Here is a 21,435-nt window from a genome sequence, read left to right on the forward strand (position 1 = left end):
AACGGCATGGAAACCCGAGAGATCCTGGCCCGGTTCGCCTCCGGCGAGCTGTCGAAGAGCGAGGCCCTGGCCCTGATGCGTTCCGGCACCCCGGGCGCCGCCGCTCCCGCGTCCCCCTCGTCACCGGAGTCCGCCGGCGCTCAGGAGCCGGTCGCGGCAGGGGAGCCTGCCGGGGTGCCGGAGCCGGTCGCCGTCATCGGGTGCAGCGCCAGGTTCCCGGGAGCCCCCGACCTCGACGCCTTCCGCCGGGTCGTCCGCGAGGGCAGGGACACGGTGCGCGAAGTGCCGGCGGAACGCTGGCCCGCGGAGCGCTGGTACGACGCGGACCCGGCGGCTCCGGGCAGGTCGCTGTCGCGCTGGGGCGGTCTGGTGGAGGACGCGGCGGCGTTCGACGCCGAGCAGTTCCGCATGACTCCGCGGGAAGCCGAACTCACCGACCCGCAGGCCCGGTTGTTCCTTCAGGAGTGCTTCCGGGCCGTGGAGAACGCGGGGTACGCGCCGTCGGCTCTGGCCGGGACGCGGTGCGGTGTCCACGCGGGCGTGATGCTCAACGACTACGCCCACCGCATCGAGCGCTCCAGCCCGCACGCTCGGCTGCCGCAGGTGATGCAGGGCAACTCGCAGTCGATCCTGGCCGCACGGGTCGCCTACCTGCTCGACCTCGCCGGCCCCGTCACAGCGGTGGACACCGCGTGCTCCAGCTCCCTGGTGGCGCTCCACCAGGCCTGCCAGGCCCTGTGGCTGGGCGAGGCGGACATGATGCTCGCGGGCGGAGTGACGCTCTACACCACCGAGTTGCCCTACATCTTCATGAGCAAGGCCGGGATGCTCTCGCCCACAGGCCGCTGCCGTCCCTTCGACGCCTCGGCGGACGGCTTCGTGCCCGGCGAGGGCAGCGCCGTGGTGATGCTGAAGACGCTGCGGCGCGCGATGGCCGACGGGGACCCGGTGCAGCTCGTGATCCGGGCCTCGGGGGTCAACCACGACGGCTTCACCAACGGCCTGACCGCCCCGTCGCCCCGCGCGCAGGCCGCGCTGGTGCGGGACGTGTACAGCAGGTTCGGCATCGACCCGGCGACGATCGACTACGTCGAGTGCCACGGCACGGGCACCCCGCTGGGGGACCCCATCGAGATCGCCGCGCTCAACGAGGCGTTCGGCGGCGCGGGGCTGCCCGCCGGGCACATCCCGGTCGGCTCGGTGAAGGGCAACGTCGGGCACACCTCGGCGGCCGCCGGACTCGCGGGGCTGTTCAAGGCGCTGGAGGTGGTCACCTCCGGGCAGGTTCCGCCGTCGCTGCACTTCACGCACCCCAACCCGCGCATCCCGTTCGGACAGGGGCCGTTCCGGGTCGCGTCCGGGCCGGAGGCGCTGCCGTCCGGGAACGGCAGGCCGTGGCGGGCGGCGGTCAGCTCGTTCGGGCTGAGCGGCACCAACGCGCACGTCGTGGTCGAGGCACCGCCGGCTCGCGAACCGGACACCGCCACGGGCCCGGCGCTCGTCGTGCTGTCGGCGCGGCGCCGCGATCTGCTCACCGCCCAGTCCCGTGCCCTGGCGGCGTGGCTGGCGGGCCCGGGCAGCGGTGCCGGAGTCCACGAGGTGGCCCGCACCCTCGCGCTCGGACGGTCCCACGGTCCGGCCAGGCTCGCGGTGGTCGCCCACGACCGCGCCGAACTGCGTTCCCTGCTCGACGCGTTCGCGGCGGGGCGGCCCGACGAGCAGTGGGCGGCCTCCACGGCGGACGGCGCCGAGGGCGACCGTGTCAGGCAGGCCCAGCAGCCGCTGCTGGAGCGCCTCTACGAGCGGCTGTCGTCGCGCACCCGGGCGTCCCGCGACGACCTGCTGGCTCTCGGCCGGCTCTACGCGCAGCAGCACGACGTCGACTGGCGGCGGATCCATCCGGCGGGAGGCCCCCGCGCGGTGGCGCTGCCCGGCTCCGTCCTGGCCTCGGACCGGTACTGGGTCGAGGAGGCCGCGGCTGCGGACCCCGCTCCGGTGGGCACGCCCGGCCCGGACGGCGTGACCGTGCCCGACGGCGGCGCGGCAGCAGGTCCGCGCGGTGCGGAATCCGCTCATGGGAGGGACCAGGTGACTCACGGCAGCGACCACGTGAACGGTGCCCGCCCCCTCGGGGATCCCGTGGACCCGGGAGCCGCCGCCTGGCCCGCGGCACGGGACGGCCGGGACGCGGGCGGCCCGCCGGAGCTGCCCGGCGTCAGCCTCTACGTTCCGCAGTGGCTGCCGCAGCCCGCCGGTCCGGCGGCGGAAGCTCCCGGCACCCTGCTGCTCCTGGCACCGCCGCCCGGCACGCGGGCACCCGGCGGCCCGGACGGCCCGGAGGACCTGCGGTCCGCCCTCGCCGCCGCCTGGACCGGGCCGGTGCGGCTCGTGGGCACCGGCGGCGAGCCCGTCGAGGACGCGGCCGACCCCGCGGCGTACCCGGCGGGCGAACCCGTCACCCTGCTCGTGCCCCTCGCCGGAAACGCCCCGGCCCCGTGGTGGACGCCGCTGTTCGGAGCGGTGCGTGAACTCCTCACCCGCCTGTGGAAACGCCACGTCCACCTGGTCGCCGTGGCCGAGGAGCGGACCGCGGCGCTCGCCGCGGCGGGCTTCGTCCAGACGCTGGCCCACGAGAACCCGCGTCTGACCGGCCGCGCCGTGCGCGTGGACCGTCTCACCGCCGACCGCGCGGACCTGCTGGCCGCGGAGTGCGCGGACCGCGCACCGCAGTCCGGCCGGATCTTGGAACTGCGGCCCGGCCACCGCGGGCGCCGCCTGCTCAGCCGCCTCGACGCCCCGGCCACGGCCCCCGCGGCGCCGTCCCCGCTGCGCCGCGGCACGACGCATCTGGTCACCGGCGGGCTCGGCGGACTCGGCGTGCTGACGGCGCGCCACCTCATCGAGGGTCATGGCGCACGAGTCGTCCTCTGCGGCAGGAGGCCGGAAGCCTCCCTCACGGACGCGGACCGTGCGGCGCTCGCCGGCCTGGGTTCCGCCGCGCGCTACGTGCCGGTGGACGTCACCGACGAGACCGCCGTACGCGGCCTGGTCGAGAACGTCCTCGCCACGGAGGGCGCGCTGCACGGCGTCTTCCACGCCGCGGGCACGCTCCGCGACGCCTACCTCGTCAAGAAGCGGCCCGCCGACGCGGACGCCGTCATCTCGCCGAAGGCTCTGGGGGCCCGGGCGCTCGACGCCGCGACGGCCGGACTCGGCCTGGACGTCTTCGTGCTCTTCGCGTCGCTGTCGGGCACCGTCGGCAACCTCGGCCAGTCCGACTACGCGACCGGCAACGGCTTCCTGGACGGCTTCGCCGAGGAGCGGCGCGACGCCGTGGCGCGCGGCGAACGCTCCGGACGGACGCTGTCGATCGGCTGGCCGCTGTGGCGGGACGGCGGCATGTCGGTGCCGGACGCGGTGCTGACCACCATGCGCGAGCGCACGGGCGCCGAACCCCTGCCCGCCGGGCCCGGGTTCGCCGCGCTCGACGCGCTGCTGCGCCTGCCGGACACGGTGCCGGCCGTGGCGGTCTTCCACGGCGAGCGGGAGAGGTGGGAGAGGTCGCTGGACGCCTTCGCCGTCCTCGGCCGGCCGACCGCGGCACTGCCTTCCGCAGAACCCTCCGGAGCGGACGGCCCGCGCCCCTCGCACTCCGCAGGCGTACAGGGCGCCGAACCCGCCTCCGGGAGGACGGCTTCCGCACCGGCCGCACCCTCCGCACCGGCCGCGTCGTCCGAAGCGCCCGCGCGCTCCGAAACCGTCCCGGCGGCATCCGGCGCTGCCGCGTCCGGTCTGGTGCGGCGGGCAGTGGCCGACGTGACGGGCGTGCCGGAGTCCGCGGTACGCATGGGGGCATCGCTGCAGACCCTCGGCTTCGACTCGCTGACGCTGCGGGCGCTCTCCGCCAGGCTCGCCGAGTCCCATGCCCGGGTGGAGCCCACCGAGATCTTCGCGGCCGACTCGCTCGACGAGGTCGCCGCGCTGGCCGCTGAGCGTTCGGGCAGGGAGACGGCCGGTTCCGCGGCGGCCCGCACGGGAACGCGGGAGGCCGCCGATGAGCCCGCTCCGGCTCCCCCCGCCCCCACGGCGGCCTCCTCACCTTCCCCCGGCACCGCCTCTCCGGCTGCCGGGGTGAGTCCGCGTCGGTCCGCCGGGGCGCTCGCCGTCGTCGGCATGAGCGGCCGCTACCCGGACGCCCCCGACCTCTCCGCGTTCGCAGCCAACCTCCGCGAAGGACGCGACACCTCGGGACCGGTACCCGCGGACCGCTGGGACGCCGCCGGGACCGCCGGGAGCACCGACGGCGTACGCGGGCACTTCCTCACCGGAGTCGACCGTTTCGACCCCGAGTTCTTCGGTCTGAGCACGTACGAGTCGGCGCTCGTGGATCCGCAGGAGCGGCTGTTCCTGGAGACCGCCGTCGAGGCGCTGGAGGACGCGGGAGCACTCGGCGAGCGTCTCGACTCCCTGCGGGACGCTGCGGGCGAGCCCCGCAGCGTCGGCGTATTCGTCGGCGTCACCTCCAGCGACTACCAGAAAGTGGGCGTCGAGACCTGGGGCCTGGGCAACCGGACCGTTCCCGCCGGGCACTACTGGAGCATCGCGAACCGGCTGTCGTACCTGCTCGACCTGAGGGGCCCCAGCCAGCCGGTCGACACCGCCTGCTCGTCCTCGCTGACCGCGCTGCACCTGGCGGCCCGGGCCGTCGAGCACGGCGAGTGCGCGGCGGCCCTCGTCGGCGGCGTCAACCTGTATCTGCACCCGTCCCGTCTGATGCTGCTGAAGGAGTTCGGCTTCCTCTCCCCCGACGGCCGCTGCCGCTCGTTCGGCAGCGGGGGCACCGGATTCGGACCGGGCGAGGGCGTCGGCGCCGTCGTCGTCAAGCCGCTGGAGCGCGCCCTGGCCGACGGGGACCAGGTGTACGCCGTGATCCGCGGCACGGCCGTCGGCCACGCGGGACGCTCGCACGGCTACACCGCGCCCAGCCCGCGGGCGCAGGCCCGGGTCCTGCGGCGGGCGCTGGAGCAGGCCGGTGTGGACCCCTCCACCGTCGGCCTGATCGAGGCGCACGGCACCGGCACCGAGCTGGGCGACCCGATCGAAGTGGCCGCCCTCACCGAGGTCTTCGGCGAGCGGGCCGGGACCGGGGCGGCGCCGATCGCGCTCGGCTCGGTCAAGTCGCAGATCGGGCACGGCGAGTCCGTGGCCGGACTGGCGGCGCTGACCAAGACCGTCCTCCAGCTGCGCCACCGCGAGCTGCTGCCGACGCTGCACGCCGACGACGTCAACCCCGCGCTGGACCTCTCGTCGGGGCCCTTCGCGCTGTCCACCGGGCACGCCCCCTGGCCCGCTCCGGCCGCTCCGGGAGAGCCCGGCGGACAGGGCGGAACCGCACCGGCCGGAACGCCCCGCAGGGCCGGAGTCAGCTCCTTCGGCGCGGGCGGCGTGAACACGCACGCCGTGGTCGAGGAGTACGACCCCGCCTGGCACGGCGCACCACGGCCCGGCGGCGCGGCCCGCCCCGAGGGCGCGGCGGCGCTCGTCCTGCTCCAGGCGCCGACGCCTCAGCATCTGGCCGCTCTCGCCGGGCGGTTCGCGGCCTGGCTGGACGACACCGCCGGGCCGGGTCCGGGCACCGACCTGCACGATCTCGCCTACACGCTGCGCAGCGGGCGTGCCGAACAGCCCTGCCGTCTGGCCTGCACCGCGCGATCCGCACGGGAACTCGCCGACGCCCTGACGGCCGTGGCCTCGGCCGGGGCCCGCGCCGGTGCGCGGCTCCCGGCGGGGGTGCACGTGAACGACGTGCGGTCGCACACCGCGGACGCCGAGTCCTTCCCGGACGACCCGGCGCTGCGCGACTACCTGACCGCGCTGTGGACCGCCGGCGAGTACGGGCGGGTGGGCCGCCTGTGGGCGCAGGGCGTTCCGGTGCGGTGGCACACGCTGGTCGACGCGGGACGCATCGTGCCGCTGCCCCCGTCGGTCTTCCTGCGCCGCCGGATCTGGGTGGACGCGGCGGCCCCTGACGGCCCGGCACCCGCCGCGGCCACGGCCGCCGGTGCTCCGGCCACGCCGCTGCAGCCATCGCTGCCCGTACCGGTCCCGGAGCCGGAACCGGTACCGGTCCCGGAGCCGGAGCAGGCGCGCCGGGATGCGGCGGGGACCACGCGGGAGGAACGCCCCGCCGCGCCCGACGCACCCGCCGAGCCTGCCGGACCGGATACGTCCGCCGCCCCCGACGACGGCGTTCTCGCGCGCCTCCTGGGTCTCGTGCGCGGCCGCATCCCCGATCCGCAGCGCGGCATCGCACCGGAGAACTCGCTGATCGAGCTGGGCATGGACTCGCTGAACCTGATGAGCCTGCGCTTCGCGGCGGAGGAGGAGTTCGACGTCGAGCTGCCGCTGGACCTGCTGGGCGGAGACGCCCCGCTCTCCGCGATCGCCGCCCGCATCGGCGCACCGCCCTCCCCGGCGTCCCGCACGGGTCACGGCCCGGACAGCGCGGCCCCGTCCTCCGACCCCCTCCGCCACCACTCCTGAGGAGCCGCAGTGCAGCCGACCCGATCCGACAGCGCGCGTACGGCCCCGGCGTCGTCCGGCGGTACCGGACCCGCGGCACCGGAGGACGCCTTCCCGCTCACCGACATGCAGGAGGCCTACTACGTGGGCCGGTTCCTGGATCCCGGCTCGGCCGCGAGGATCTACGTCGAGTTCGACGTGGAGTTCGAGGACGACGGCCGTGACGCCCTGGCGGCGATGGAGGACTCCTGGAACAGGCTCGTCGCCGAGACGGGGATGCTCCGCGCCAGGATCCTGCCGGACGGGCGGCAGGCGATCCTCCCCGAGGTCGCCCGCCACCGGCTGCCGGTCACCGACCTGCGCTCCGCCGCGTCCGGCTCCCGCGACGAGACGCTGGCACAGCTGCGCGAGCACGTCCAGGGGACGCCTTTCGACGTCCACGCCGGGCCGCTGTTCGCCGTCGAGGCGGCCTGGCTTCCCGGCGGCCGGGCCCGGGTGCATCTGGCGCTCGACGAACTGGTGGTGGACGGCCCGAGCGTCCCGCTGCTGCTGCGCCGGTGGTACGCCCTGTACCGCGGGGGGCCGGTCGCCCCGGCGCCCGGCTTCGGTTTCCGCGAGTACGTCGAGGCCGTACGGGCCCGCGAGAACCCGGCACGGACCGGGGCGGCGCTGGCCTACTGGCGGGAGAAGCTCGCCGGAGTGCGCATTCCGGCGGCCGCGACCGGCGGCGGCGCCGGGCGGCCGGGACGCGCTCGGGAGCGGGGGCGGCGCACGGTGCGCCTTCCCGCCGACCGCTGGCGGCGGGTCGTCTCGCACGCCTCGGACCTGGGCGCCACCCCGTCCGCCCTGCTGCTCACCCTGTTCGGGAGCCTGCTCGCGGACGTCGTGCCGGCCTCGGAAGCGGGAGCTGGCGACCCGGTCCCGCTGGTGATCACCACGTACAACCGGATGCCGCTGCACCCCGACGTCCCCCGCGTCGTCGGCCCGTTCGTGTCCACGTCGGTCTTCCTCGCACCACCGCCGGCAGGGCCTCTGCCCGCGCTGGTCGGGGCGGTGCGCAAGCAGCTCTGGGCGGACCTGGAGCGCAGCTCCGTCAGCGGGGTGCGGGCGCTGCGGGAACGCGCGGCGCACACCGGCGACGACCCGGGCGCACCGCCGTACGTCTTCACCAGCATGCTGGGCACGCTGGGCGACGGCGGCGAGGACGACGGGGTCTGGGCCGCCGCCGCGAGCACCTCCGCGGGCCGGACCCGCACTCCGGGCGTACGGCTCGAATGCGTGGTGCACGAGATCGACGGCGAGCTGCACCTCAGCCTCGACCACGACGAGGACGCGCTCGGCGGCGTGCCGGACGAGCTGGCCGCGCGGATGGCGAAGGCGCTGGACACCCTGGCCGGCCTGGCCCCCGGCGAGGCCGCCCAAGTGGCGGACGCCGCCGCGCTGTTCGGGACACCGGAGCCCGCCGCCGGGGACCCGCGGGAGGGCTCCCCGGAGAAGTCGCGGGCGGAGGGCGCCGCGGCGGGCCTGCCGTTGACGTCTCTGCAGACCGCGTACCTCGTGGGCCGCATGACGGAGCCCGGCGTCGACGGCGAGACCCGCGTCCATCAGGAGTTCCGGCTCCTCCAGCCCGACGTGCGGCGCCTGGGAGAGGCGTGGCGGCTGCTCGTGCGGCGCCACCCTGCGCTGCGTTCCGAGATCGCCGAGGACGGGACGCTGACGGTTCGTGAGGCGCCGCGCGACCCGGCCCTCCCCCGCATCCCCCACAACGATCTGACGCGTCTGGCGCCCGAGGAGGCCCGCCGCGCCGAGAGTGAACGGCGCGTCCGGCTGGCCGCCACGCCCCTTCCGCTGGAGGGCGGCCCTCTGTGGCACCTGGAGACCAGCGCGCTGCCGGACGGCTCCGTCGTGCTGCACGTGCTGCTGGACGCCCTGGTCGCCGACGCCCGCGCGGTGGCCCTGCTGTTCCAGCAGCTGTTCGCGCTGCACGCCGGTGAGGCACCCGAGGACGTACTCGGCGAACAGCCCGTCTCCTTCGCGGCGTTCCTGCGGGCCCGGGAGGCCGCGGGGCGCGGCGCGGCGGCCGGGGCCGCGCGCGACGCCTGGCACACCCGCCTCGCGGAGGTGCCGGACGGGCCCGCTCCCGCACGCCGCGCCCCGGTGCCGGCCGGGGCCCGGAGCGAGCACCGGCGCCTCGACGTACCGCGCTGGCGGGCACTGCGGGAGCGGGCCGAAGAGTGGGGGGTGCCGCTCGACGTCGTGCTGCTCACCGTCTACTGCGACGTGTGGCGCCGGGCCTGCGCACCGGGCGAACCGTTCACCGTCGTGGTGGTCTCCTGGGACCGGCCCGCCGATCCGCCCGGCGCCGAGCGGCTGGTCGGCGACTTCACCAGGCTGAGCTGGCTGGTCGTGGACGACGCTCTGCCCGGCGCGTTCGGCCCCCGGGTGCGCGCCGTCGCCGAGCGTCTGCGCGCCGACCTCGACAGGTCGGCGGTCGCCGACGGGCTGGCGGCGGCCCGTGCCCGCTCGCAGCGGCGCCCTGGCGCCGTCCCGCCCTTCCCCGTCGTCTTCACGCGCCTCCCCTCGGAGCAGCCGGACGGGCTGGAGGGGGTGGAGCTGCGGCACAGCCAGTCCCGCACCTCGGGCGTCGCCGTCGACCACGTGCCGATGTTCGTCGGGGACACCCTGGTCTGCCAGTGGGACGTACGCGAGGACTCCCTGCCCGACGGCCTGCTCGACTCCCTCTTCGCCGACTACGCCGAGGCGCTGCGGCGGCTGGCCGACGGCGGAACACCCGAGACCGGAATCGGGACGGGAATCGGGACGGGCATCGGGACGGGAACAAGAATCGGAGCCGAAGCCGGGACAGTAGCCGGAGTCGGCACCGGCGCCCGCCAGTCGCCCCTGTCCGGCCCGGTGCGCGACTTCTCCCCGGAGCTGACGCTCGCCGACCGTCTGGAGCGGTCCTTCGCCGAGCACGGCGACCGGCTCGCCCTGGTCTCCGGGCAGGGGGAGCTGAGCTACCGCGAACTCGGCGCCCGCAGCGCCCGGCTCGCCCGCTTCCTCCGCGCCAACGGCGTGCGGAACGCGGGCGACAGGGTGGCGGTGCACATGGAACGGTCGGCGGACCTGGTGACGGCGCTGCTCGCCGTGGTGCGGGCAGGCGGGGCGTACGTGCCGCTGGACCCCGCCAACCCGGCGGCCCGCACCCGGCTGCTCGCCGCGGACTGCGAGCCCTCGCTCGTCCTCACCGACGCGCGCTGCCGGGCGAACCTGGACGGGGCCGCCGCACCCGTCGTGGTCCTCGACTCCACCGGGGATGCCTACCGGACGTACGGGGAAGGCCCGTTGGACCCCCTGGCAGGGCCCGGGGACCCGGCGTACATGATCTACACCTCGGGCACCACGGGCGTCCCCAAGGGCTGCCCCAACTCCCACCGTGGGGTGTCGAACCGGCTGAACTGGGCGCAGCAGACGTTCCGCCTCGGCCGGGACGACAGGGTCGCGCAGAAGACGCCGTACGGCTTCGACGTGTCCGTCTGGGAGTTCTTCTGGCCGCTGCTCGCCGGGGCGTCCGTCGTCGTGGCGGAGCCCGACGGGCACCGCTCCCCCGCGTATCTGGCGCGGTGGTTCAGGGAGCAGGGGGTGACGGTCGCGCACTTCGTGCCGTCGATGCTCTCGCTCTTCCTGGACGAGCCCGCCGCCGCGCGGGCGGACGCGCTGCGGTTGGTCCTGGCCAGCGGCGAGGCGCTGCCCTCGCCCACGGTACGGGCCTTCCAGAGCGTGCTGCCCGGCGTCGCGCTGCACAACCTGTACGGCCCCACGGAGGCCGCCGTCGACGTCACGCACTGGGCGGTGCCGCCCGGCTGGGCGGGCACCGACGTGCCGCTCGGCGGGCCGATCGACAACACCGTCATCCACCTGCTGGACGGGGAGTTGCGGCCCGTCGGCGAAGGGGAGCCCGGTGAGATCTGCGTCGGCGGCCCCGCGGTCGGCCTCGGCTACCACCGCAGGCCCGAGGAGGAGGCGCAGCGCTTCGTGCTGCCGCCGTGGGCGCGGGGCGGGGACGGCCGGCTGTACCGCACCGGCGATCTGGGGCAGGTCGACGCCGACGGCGTCCTGCACTACCTCGGGCGTGAGGACGACCAGTTCAAGATCCGCGGGCTGCGGGTCGAGGCGGGTGAGATCGAGGCGGCGCTGCTCGCCGAGCCGGGCGTCGTGCAGGCACGGGTACTGCCCTGGCGCGGACCGGCGGGCGACGACCCGCAGCTGGCCGCGGTGTGCGTCGGTGAGGGCGCGTCCCCCGTTGACACGGCGACCCTGCGGGAGTCCCTGGCGCGTACGCTGCCCGCCCATCTGATCCCGTCGCGGCTGGTCTTCACCGACGCGCTGCCGCTCACCACCAACGGCAAGCTCGACCGGGCGGCGGCGACCCGGCTGCTCGACGCCCCTCCCGGGGCGGACGGGCCCGGCGCGGCCCCGCCGTCCACCGGACCCGGCCCTGCCGCCGGACAGGACGCTGCCGCCGGGCCGGACGCGGCCGCGGCGGGCGGACAGGAGGAGACCGGCGCGAGCGTGGACAGCACGTCCTCGGGCGGCCCCGGCGGCGAGGCGGTGGCCGCCCTCGCGGCATCCCTGCTGAACTGCGCGTCCGTGGACCCGGACGCCGACCTGTTCGCGCTCGGCGCCACGTCGTTCACCATGATCCGGCTGGCCAGGGCGATCGAGCAGCGCTACGGCGCCAGGGTGCCCGTGGACCTGCTGGTGACGCGGCCGACCGCGCGCGGCGTGGCCGAGGGCCTCGCCGTACCCGCGGACTGTGCGGCCGGTTCCGGAGCGGACGACGGTGCGCCGGACGTGAGCGTCGCTCTCGACCCGGAGGCCAAGGCCGCCTTCAAGGCGGAGCGGCGCTCGCTCCGCCGGTTCGCCGCCTCGCATCCCCGTGTCCCCCTGGAGCTGGAGGACGGGGGCCGTCCCGCCGCGGCGGCGGGGTCGGTGCGCGAATTCTCCGCGGAACCGCTGCCGCTCCGGCGCATGTCTCAACTGGCCGCCACCTTCACGGAGTTGGGGCCGGAGCACGGCACCCGGCGCCCGTACCCGTCGGCCGGCGGCTTCTACCCGGTCCAGGTGTACGTGTACGTCAAGCCCGGGCGGGTGGCGGGAGTCGACGCCGGGGTGTACTACCTGGACCCGGCCGGGCGTTCCCTCGTACCGCTGACGGATGGCGAGGTGCTCGACGAGCAGTCCCAAGTCCGCTACAACCGGCCCCTGTTCGCCAGTGCCGCCATCGGCTTCTTCCTCGTCTCCACCCCCAGGGCCATCGAGCCCGCGTACGGCCGGGCGCTGGGCACCCGCTACACCGCGGTGGAGGCGGGGCACATGTGCCAGGCCGCGATCGAGCGTGCCGACGGGCTCGGGATGGGCCTGTGCCCCATCGGGGACATGGACTTCGCGTCGGTGCGGGAGCACTTCGACCTCGACGACGGCCAGGAGCTCGTGGTCTCCCTGTGGGGCGGTGCGCTGCCCGAGGCGGACTCCGCCGCGGACGGCGCGGACGCTTCCGCATCCGCCGGGGCGAGCGCTTCTGCACCCGACGGCCCGGGCGCGGACGGCGCTCCGGATCGCGGCCCGGCCGTACCGGCCGCACCGAACGCACCGGCCGGGGACCTCGCGACGGGGGCGGCCGCGAATGCGAGGCCGGAGCGCGGACGCGGCGGCGGCCGCCCGTCAGGGGCACCGCTTTCCGCCGTCGCGGTCATCGGGTTCGCCGCGCTGCTGCCGGGCACCGACCCGGCCGACAGCGTCGCCGGTCTCGGCCGGCTGCTCGCCTCCGGCGGCAGCGCCATCGGCGCCCCGCCGCCGGGCCGGGAGCCGTCGCCCGCGCCCAGCACGAGCCGGGGCGGCGCGACGGTGGGCGCCTACCTGCCGGACGTGTCCCGGTACGAACCGGCGGAGACGGGAATCAGCCGCGAGCAGGCCGCCGCCGTCGACCCGCAGGAGCATCTGCTGCTCGCCGCCGTACGCGCCTGCATCGAGAACGCCGCGGCACGTCCCGGGGAACTGTCGGCGGCCGGGCCCGTCGGCGTCTTCACCGGCGCGATGTGGCACGACCACGGACGGAACCGGTCCGGCGCAGGCGACGGCGGCGGCTCGGGAGCCGAACCGACGTCGACCGGCCTCGCGCACCGCGTCTCCCACGCCTTCGACTTCCACGGCACGAGCCTCGTGCTCGACTCGGGCTGCGCCTCGGGGCTCGCCGCCGTCGAGGCGGCGCTGCGGGCGGTGCGCGGCGGCCAGTGCGGCACGGCCGTGGCGGCCGGCGTGAACCTCGTCCTCGACGGCTCGCACCTGCAGTTCCTCGCCGACTCGGGGCTCCTCGCGGAGTCCGCCGACTCCCGTCCCTTCTCCGGGAGTTCGGACGGCTGGATACCGGGCGAGGGCGTGGGCGCCGTGCTGCTCAAGCCGCTGGAGCGGGCGCTGGCGGACGGCGACCCGGTGCACGCCGTCCTGCGGGGCGGTGCCTCCCGGCACTCCGGCACGACCCGCGCGTACGGGATGCCCGGCCCGCCGCTGCAGGAGGAGACGGTGCGGGCGGCGCTCACGGACGCCGGGGTCGCCGCCGCCGACATCGGATACGTCGAGTCGTCGGCGACCGGGGCCGCACTCGCTGACGCTCTCGAACTCGACGTGCTGGGACGGGTGTTCGGCCACGACGGGCAGCCCGTCCCGGTCGGCTCGGTCAAGGGCGCCCTCGGCCACATGGAGGCGGCCTCGGCCTTCGGTCAACTGGCCAAAGTGCTGGCCCAGTTCAGACAGGACCGGTTGCTGCCGACGGTCGCGGCCGACCCCGCGGCGGCCGCCGGCGGCGGCCGGGTGCGGATCGTCACGGACGTGGAGCCCTGGCCCGCGCAGCGCCGCGTGCTGCTCAACAGCTTCGCGGGCACGGGAGGTTACGTCAGTGTGGTGCTGGAGGCACCGCCGCTGCGCGACGCGGGCCGCGACCCGGCCGGGCCCGTGACGCTCGCGCTCAGCGCGGACGCACCCGCTGAACTCGCCCGTCATGCCCGGCAGCTCGCCGACCACCTGGATCGGGAGCGGCCGCACCTGCACACCGTCGCCGCCGCCCTGCGCCGCCGGCGAGTGAGGGACCGCCGGGCGGCCGTGGTGGCCACCACGGGCGAAGGCGCCGTCCGTGCCCTGCGCGGCCTGGCGGCGGAGGCGGCCCGGCAACTCTCCGCGGCCGGCGGTCTGTTCGTCCGCGCCGACGACACCGGCGCGGAAGCCGGGCCGGATCTGCCCGCGGGGTGGCTCGACGGTGCGGACGCGCCGTGGCCCGCGGAGAGCGCCGCGCCCCTCCGGGCTGCGCTGCCCGCCACGCCGGTCGCCACCGAGCCCACCGGCGCCGAGCCCAAGGGTGCCGGGCCCAAGAGTGCCGGGCCCACCGGCGCCGGACCCACCATCGCCCCCGCCCGACGAGCGTCCGGCCGCGGCACCGCACCCGAAGCGGTCGGCACGGAGACGGAGAACTCCGCGACGGGCACAGGCCGGGCTGACTCCGCTCCGGAGCCCGCAACCGACGGGTCCACGGCTCTCACCCGGCTCACCGCGATCGTCGTCAGGGAGACGGGTCTCGACGCGCGGCGGCTCGACGAGGACACCGACCTCATCGCCCTGGGCGTGGACAGCCTGCGGCTGGTCCGGATCGCGCACTCGATCGCCGGGGAGGGCGGCAGCGCCCCGACGCTCACGGAGCTCTACGCCGAACCCGTCCTCGGGGTCCTCGCCCGCTCCGCTTTCGGTACGGGAACGGCCACGCCGGCACCGGAGCCCCCGGTGCTGTCCGACGAGGCCGTCGACCTCCTGGACGAATCCACCCTGGACGCCCTGCTGGCGCGGCACGCAGCCGCCCCCCGATCCGCCGAGGACTCATGAGCGCACCGTCGAGCACCTTCACCAACGGCAACGCTGACGGCTCCGTCGAGGCCAAGCGTGAGCTGCTGAAATCCCTGCTCCGCAAGGGCGGAGGCGCCGGGACGCGCGGCGACGCCTCCGCGTCCGCGCGACCGTCCGGACGGGCCGGGACCCCCCTGACCCCGGAACAGCGGGGCCTGCTCTTCCTGCACCGGCTGGACCCGGAGGCCGGTCTGTACGACATCCCGGTGGCGGTGGAGCTGCGCGGCCCACTCGACACCCGCCGTCTCGCGGCTGCCTTCGACGCGCTGACGGACCGCCACCCGATCCTCGCGACCCGCGTCGCCGGAGACCCGCGCGGCCCGGTGCTCGCCCCCGCGCCGGACGTGCCGCGGCTGGAGGTGCGTCAAGGGACGGCCGCCGGAGCGCCGCCCAGCGCCCCGGCACAGGTGGTGGCCGCGGAGGCGGCCCGTCCGCTCGACCCGGAGCGGGCCGTGCTGCGCGCGGTGCTCTTTTCGCACGCCCCCGACCATCACCATCTCCTCCTGCTCGTACACCACTTGGTTTTCGACGGGCACTCGTCGGTCGTCGTGCTGCAGGACCTGTGGGCGCTGTACCGGGAAGCGGGGGGCGAGGCCGGGGCTCCGGCGGAGGACGAGGCCGGCGCCCGGACTCCGTCCGCCGCCACGGGGGAGGCTCCCGCCGGTCTCCAGCCCGCCGGGGCGCCGTTCGAGGTCTACGCGGCCGCACGTGCCGCGGACGCCGCCGCGGCCGAGCAGCGGCTCACGGACTTCTGGCGTGAGCGGGTCACCGGGGTGACCGGCGCCCCCCTGCTGCCCTTCGACCGGCCCGGGACCACGGTGCGCACGCGTGAACCCGGCCACGTGCCCGTGCGGTTCGGCCCCGCACGCACCGCCGCGTTGCAGGCCTTCGCGGCACAGAGCCGCACCAGCGTCTTCGCGGTGCTGCTCTCCGCGTACCTGCTGGTCCTCGGCCGCCACGACCCGCGGCGGCTGGCCGTGGGCACCCCCGCGGCCATGCGGCACGACCCCCGATTCGACCGCACGGTCGGCTACCTCACCAACATGCTTCCCGTCCGCTCACCGCTGCCCGCGGGAGACACGGGCACGGCGGTCGCCGCCGGGGACTACGTCCGCGGCGTGCGTGCCGAGCTGGCCGCCTGCCTCGACCACGCGGCGCTGCCGTTCCCCCGCATCGCCGAACTCCTCGACGACGGCCCGGACCCCGAGGACGGCTCCCCGTTCACCTGCCCCTTCGCCTTCCAGCACTGGCACGGCGACTCGGACGGCGACGTGTCCCCGGGCCTGCGGGCGCGGATCGACGAGGGGATCCAGCAGCCGGGCGTGGGGCACGTCAACCTCACCCTGGTGGAGCGCGACGGCGACATCCGCGGCCAGCTCAAGTACGACCGCGAACGGTTCGACAAGAGCTCCGCGGTGCGCATCTCCGAGGAGATCGCCGCCGTGGCCGCGGCGCTCGCCGCACGGCCGGGAGACCCGGTGTCCGAGGTGCTCGGCAGCGCCCTGCGGTCCGACGCGGGACCCGGCACACCGCGGGCCGAACGAGCCGAACCCGAGCCCCCCGAGACGCACGAGGCCGTCGAGACGCACGAGGCACCCGGGGTGTCCGGGACCGGCGGGAGCCACCCGGAGAGCGGTGAAGTGCCGTCCGCCGGGCGGGAGTCCGGCGGCGCCTGCCGCGCGGAGCAGGCCGACGAGGCCGTCGGGACCGCCGGTAGGGCCGCGACCGCCGACGAGGACGTCCTGTCCGCGTGCCTCGCCGGATGGGCGGCTCTGCTCCCGGAACCGGAACCGGAGGGAGACGCGGCGACCCTGCCGGAGCAGACCGACTTCTTCGCCGCGGGCGGCGACTCGATCGTCGTCGTGCAGCTCGTGACCAGGCTGCGCAAGGCGGGCCACCGGCTCTCCGCCCGCGACGTCTTCCGCAACCCGACGCCGCGGGCACTGGCCCTGCTGCTCACCGAGCGCCGCGCCGAGGACACCGGCGCGGAGGGCGGCCCGGCGCCGACGGCCGCCGCTCCGGCGCCCTCCCTCCCCGCGGCCGAGGCCGCGCCCGCCCTGTCCCCCGTGCAGTCCTGGTTCTTCGAGCGGATCACCGAGGGCCGCGGGCACTGGAACCTGTCCGTCGCGGTGCGGCTGCGCCGTCCCGTCGATCCGCTGCTGCTGCGGCTGGCCCTGCAGTCCGTCGCCGACGCGCACCCCGCGCTCACCTGCCGCGTCCAGGAGTCGGGGGACGGCCACGAGGTGCGCCCCGGCCCCGCGCCCACGGGCCGGGACGCCCGCGAGATGCTCACCGTCGCGGACGGCGGTGAAGCCGAAGCGGAACAGCAGTGGCAGGCCGTGCAGCGCGGGCTCGACCCCGCCGCGGGCCGCGCCCTGCGCGCCCTGCTGGTGCGCGACGGAGACTCGGGAGGCGAACTGCGGCTGACCGCACACCACTTGGTGATGGACGCCGTCTCGTGGGGCATCGTCCTGGCCGACCTCGACACCGCGCTCGCGGCGCTCGCCGAGGGCGAGCTGCCCCGGCTTCCCCCCGAGGCCACCGGGGAGCGCGCCTGGGCCGCGCTGCTCGCACGAGCGGCGCGGGACCCGCGGGGCGCTGCCTACTGGCGGTCGGTGGTCCAGGTCAGGCACGAGTGCGACGGGCTGCTCGCGTCCGCACTGCCGGGGCCCGAAAGCGCCGCCCGACACGAGGAGTTCGCCCTGGGCGAGAGGGAGACCCGGCTGCTCCTCACCGACGTGCCGCGGCGGTCCGGCCTTCCCGTCCACACCGTCCTCACCGGCTCCGTGGCGCTGGCGCTCGCCCGGTGGCGCGGATGCCGGCTGGTGACACTGGACGTGGAGACGCACGGCCGGCCGGACAGCGCGTCCGAACCGGGCCCGGAGCCGCTCGCACCGACCGACCTGTCCAGGACCGTGGGCTGGCTGACGTCCGTGGAGCCCGTGGTCCTCAGCGGGCCCCGCGAGGCCGGGCCGGAGACGTACCTGCGCGAGATCGCGCCGGCGCTGGCCGCGCGCACCGCTCACGCGGGCTGTCCGACGTACCGGTGGCTGTCGCCGGATCCCGCCGTGCGCGCCGAGCTGGCGGCCGTGCCGCCCGCCCTGGTCTCGTTCAACTACCTCGGCCAGACCGACCGGCTGGTGGACTCCGGGCTGCTCGCCCCGGCCCCTCCCCCGGGCGGCGACCGTTCACCGGACGCACCGCGCCTGCACCCTGCCGAGCTGTACGCCGTGGTGCGCGACGGGCGGCTGCGGTTCGGCGTCGTCTGGTCGCCCTCGCCCAGTGACGGGCTCGACGGCGACAGCGTCCGGGCGCTCTGCTCGCAGGTGCACGGCGTCCTCGCCGAACTCGCCGCGCCGCACGGCGAGTCCGCTCCCGTCTCCGGACCGGAGAACGGCATGGCGATCGCGCCGGCGGTCACGGACTGGACACGTGCGGAGGCGGAGCCCGGCGCGGCGGCGCCCGGAACGGTCGAGTGGCCCCTCACCCCGCAGCAGCTCGGCGTGGTCGCGGAGGCTCTCGCGGCGTCCGTGCCCGGTCAGCACGTGGAGCAGTTCCACTGGTGGTGGGGCGGCGCGTTCGACGCCGAGCGGTTCGACCGCGCCTGGCAGGTGCTGCTGCGCCGCCACCTCGTGCTGCGGGCCCGCCTGGTGGACGGCGCGACGCCCCGTCTCTCCGCCGCACCGGACTGCACGCCGCCGCTCGCCCGGCTCCCCGGCGCGAGCGCGGACGGGCCGGCGTGGGAGGAGGTCGTGCGCGCCGAACGCGACCGCGGCTTCGCGCCCGGGGAGCCGCTGCTGCGTCTGACGGTGCGCCCCGAGGACGGACGGCACCGCCTCCTGATGACCTTCCACCACGCGCTCCTCGACGGATGGAGCGTCGCGCTGCTGCTGGAGCAGCTCTACGAGGCGTACCTCGACGGCACCGGCCCGGAGGAGACCGCGCCGCACCGCCCCGACGCACGCGACCACGCCACGTGGGTCGCCGGCCGCGACGAGGAGCAGGCCCGCGCCTACTTCGAGGGCCGCCTGAACGGCGCGGACGCGGCGGCTCTGCCCGGCCTGTCCCGCCCGGCGGGCCCCCTCCCGGCCGCCTCCGGGACCGAACCCGCCCAGGCACGCTCGGAGTTGCCGGCGGCGACGGTGGACGCGCTGCGGGTCTGGGCGGCCCGGCACGCGGCGACGGAGAGCAACGTCCTGCAGGCGGTGTGGGCGGCGCTGCTGTGGCGCTGCGCCGGAGGCGGACAGGCGAGGCGGTCCCGGCTGGGCGTGACGATGTCGGGCCGGGCCGACGGCCCCGAAGGGGTGCGGGGCATCCCCGGGATGCTCGCCACCACCCTCCCCCTCGACCTCGCCGTCGACCCCGGAGACCGGGTCGCCGACCTGCTGGTGCGGGCCCGGGAAGCAGCGCTCGACCTGCAGGACGTCGAGTGGGTGAGCGCGGGTCAGGTCCACGGGTGGGCCCGCCTGCCGGGCCGGGAGCCGCTGTTCGACAGCCTTCTCGTGGTGGAGAACTACCCGGCGTCCCTCGGCGGAGTCGGCGAGCGGCTCGCCGCGGCCGGATGCGACGTGGGAGTACCCACCGCCGCGGGCGCCCGTACCGGTTACGCCGTGACCGCCGTCGCGCACCGCCGGCCCGGCGCCTTCGTCACCGAGTTCGTGGCGGACGGCAGCCGGGTGGACGCGGCGGACGCGGAGCGGCTGGCCCGGCTGTGGGGGCGGTGTCTGAGCCGGCTCGCCGACGCGCCCGAAGAACTGACGGTGCTGGACCTGGTAGGAGGCGTCGGCGACGACGAGCTTCCCCGCGTCGCCCCGCGCCGCGCGGCCGAGGTCCCCGCCGCGGACGGCACCGCTGCGTGGCCCGCCTCCGGGCAGGACGCCGACGTCGTACGGGCGGCCTTCCGGGAGGTGCTGGGCGTCGAGGACGTCGCCGCGGGCGACAACTTCTACGCCCTGGGCGGCCATTCGCTGCTCTCGGTCCGGCTGCTGAAGGCACTCGCCGACCGGGGTGCGCCGTCGCTGACACTGGGCGACCTGGTGCGGCACCCGGTGGCGGGCGCTCTGGCGGCCCTCGTCGCCGAGCGGCGCACCGGCACACCGCCGGACGGGCAGGACCCGGCGGCGGCGCCGCTGGTGCCCCTGCGCGACCCGGAACCCGGAGACGGCGGTCCGCCGGTGACGGTGTACCTCGTGCACCCGCCGGGCGGGCAGGTCGCCTGCTACGGCGGGCTCGCCGCGCAGTTCCCCGGCCCCGCCCGCCTGGTCGGCGTCCAGGACCCGCGCACGGCACTGCCCGGCGACGTGCCGGCCCGCACTGTGGAGGAACTCGCGCGCTCGTACGCGCAGGCGCTGCCGGAGCCCGCGGAGGGCGAGCGGATCGTGCTCGGCGGGTTCTCCGGAGGCGGCGTCATCGCGTACGAGCTGGCGCGTGTGCTGCATGCCGAGGGCCGGGCCCCTGACCTCGTCGTCATGCTGGACGCCGCCGCCCCCACGGGCCGGACCACCGACACGGAGGCCGACGGCAGCTTCCTGCGGCAGGTCGAGGCGTACGACCGCTCCCGCGGCAGCGCAGCCGAGGAGCCGGCGACGCGGAGCGGCACGGAGAGCGGCACCGGGAGCGGCATGGGCCCCGGTGACGACGTGGCCGGCCTCGCCCCGGACGAGTACCTCGACGAACTCGCCCAGGTCGCCGCCTGGATGGGCGGCGGCGGACCGGACCCCTTCGCGCTGCTGCGGGAGACCCTCGGGGCCGTCGAGTCGTACCGTCCGGGGCCGTACCCGGGCCCGCTGCTCGTCCTGCGGGCTGCCGAGACCGACTTCGGCCGGGGCAGCGCCTTCGACGCGTCCGACGCCTACTACGCGCGGCGGTGCATGGGCTGGGAGGACCACTGCTCCCTGGTGACCGTCGAGGAGGTTCCCGGCAACCACATCAGCCTGCTCTCCCACGACCACGCGGCGGAACTCGCCGGACTGCTCGCCGCACGTATCGCGCGTACGGAGGACCCCGCATGACGACGGTGCACATGTTCGCCGGCCAGGGCAGTCAACGGCCGGGAATGGGCGGCGAGTTGTTCGACCGCTTCCCGGCGCTGACCGAGGAGGCCGACGACGTGCTCGGCTACTCGGTCCGCGAACTCTGCCTGACCGGCGGCCGGGACGGCCAGCTGGACGACACGCGCTACACCCAGCCCGCCGTGTACGTGGTGAACGCCCTCGCCCACAGGGCCCTGCTGGAGGAGGAGCGCGCCCCCGACGCGGCCCTGGGACACAGCCTCGGCGAGTACAACGCCCTTGCCGCGGCAGGGGTGTTCACCTTCTCCGAGGGGCTGAGGCTCGTGGCGGCGCGGGCGGAGGCCATGGCGGCGGTGACGGGCGGAGGCCTGAGCGTCGTCGTCGGCCTGAAGGAGACGCTGCTGCGCTTCCTGCTGCACCGCTCCGGGTTCGGCTCCGTGCACCTCGCCAACCTCAACTCCCCCGACCAGCTCGTACTCGCCGGTCCCCGCGACGACTTGGAGATGATGGAGCTGATCCTGGAGGACGCGGGCGCGCGGATGGCACGCCGGCTGCCGGTGAGCGGGCCGTTCCACTCGCCTCATATGAGCGTCGCCGCACAGGAGTTGGGCCCGCTGCTGGCCGCCACGCCCTTCCGCGCCCCGCGGTTCCCGGTGATAGCCAACACGACCGGCCGCCCGCACCGGTTCGAGGAGCTGGCGGCCACCCTCACCGCCCAGATCGACCACCCCGTGCGCTGGACGGAGTCGGTGGAGTACCTGCTCGGCCGGGCCGCCGGGGAGGCGCCGCGGTTCGTGGAGGTGGGTGGCAGCACCGTCCTGACCGGCATGGTGCGGCGCATCGTCGCTGAGCGCCGGGAACGCGGCACGCCGTCCCCCGGCCCGGACGGCTCGCCGCCCCCGCACGAGCGCACGCGGGCAGTCGCGTCCGCCGGGACGCGGTGACCGTGACA

4 protein-coding genes are annotated in these 21,435 nt (G+C 76.3%); all 4 read left to right on the forward strand.

Translation table 11 applies throughout. The annotated features are described in order from the left end of the window. Positions 1-6: 6 nt before the first annotated feature. From H181DRAFT_RS12345 to fabD, 4 genes are read left to right on the forward strand one after another with little or no spacing between them, the layout of a single operon-like run. Entirely contained in the window at positions 7-6,543 is a 6,537-nt protein-coding gene (locus tag H181DRAFT_RS12345; protein WP_052708563.1) for an SDR family NAD(P)-dependent oxidoreductase, read from the forward strand. A 9-nt stretch (positions 6,544-6,552) separates the two neighbouring features. Continuing rightward, complete coding sequence (locus H181DRAFT_RS12350) at positions 6,553-14,451, forward strand: non-ribosomal peptide synthetase (protein WP_045864459.1); 7,899 nt, start codon at positions 6,553-6,555, stop codon at positions 14,449-14,451. Then, positions 14,448-20,483 carry a condensation domain-containing protein gene (locus H181DRAFT_RS12355; protein ID WP_045864460.1) on the forward strand — a complete coding sequence of 2,012 codons (6,036 nt, stop codon included), beginning with the start codon at positions 14,448-14,450 and terminating at the stop codon, positions 20,481-20,483. Before H181DRAFT_RS12350 ends, H181DRAFT_RS12355 begins: the two co-directional genes overlap by 4 nt. Beyond that, positions 20,480-21,427, forward strand: coding sequence for an ACP S-malonyltransferase (gene fabD / locus H181DRAFT_RS12360; RefSeq protein ID WP_052708564.1), 948 nt, complete (start codon positions 20,480-20,482; stop codon positions 21,425-21,427). Before H181DRAFT_RS12355 ends, fabD begins: the two co-directional genes overlap by 4 nt. The last annotated feature ends 8 nt before the right edge of the window (positions 21,428-21,435 follow it).

It is taken from the genome of Streptomyces sp. WMMB 714 (assembly GCF_900090125.1).
GTDB lineage: Bacteria > Actinomycetota > Actinomycetes > Streptomycetales > Streptomycetaceae > Streptomyces > Streptomyces daqingensis.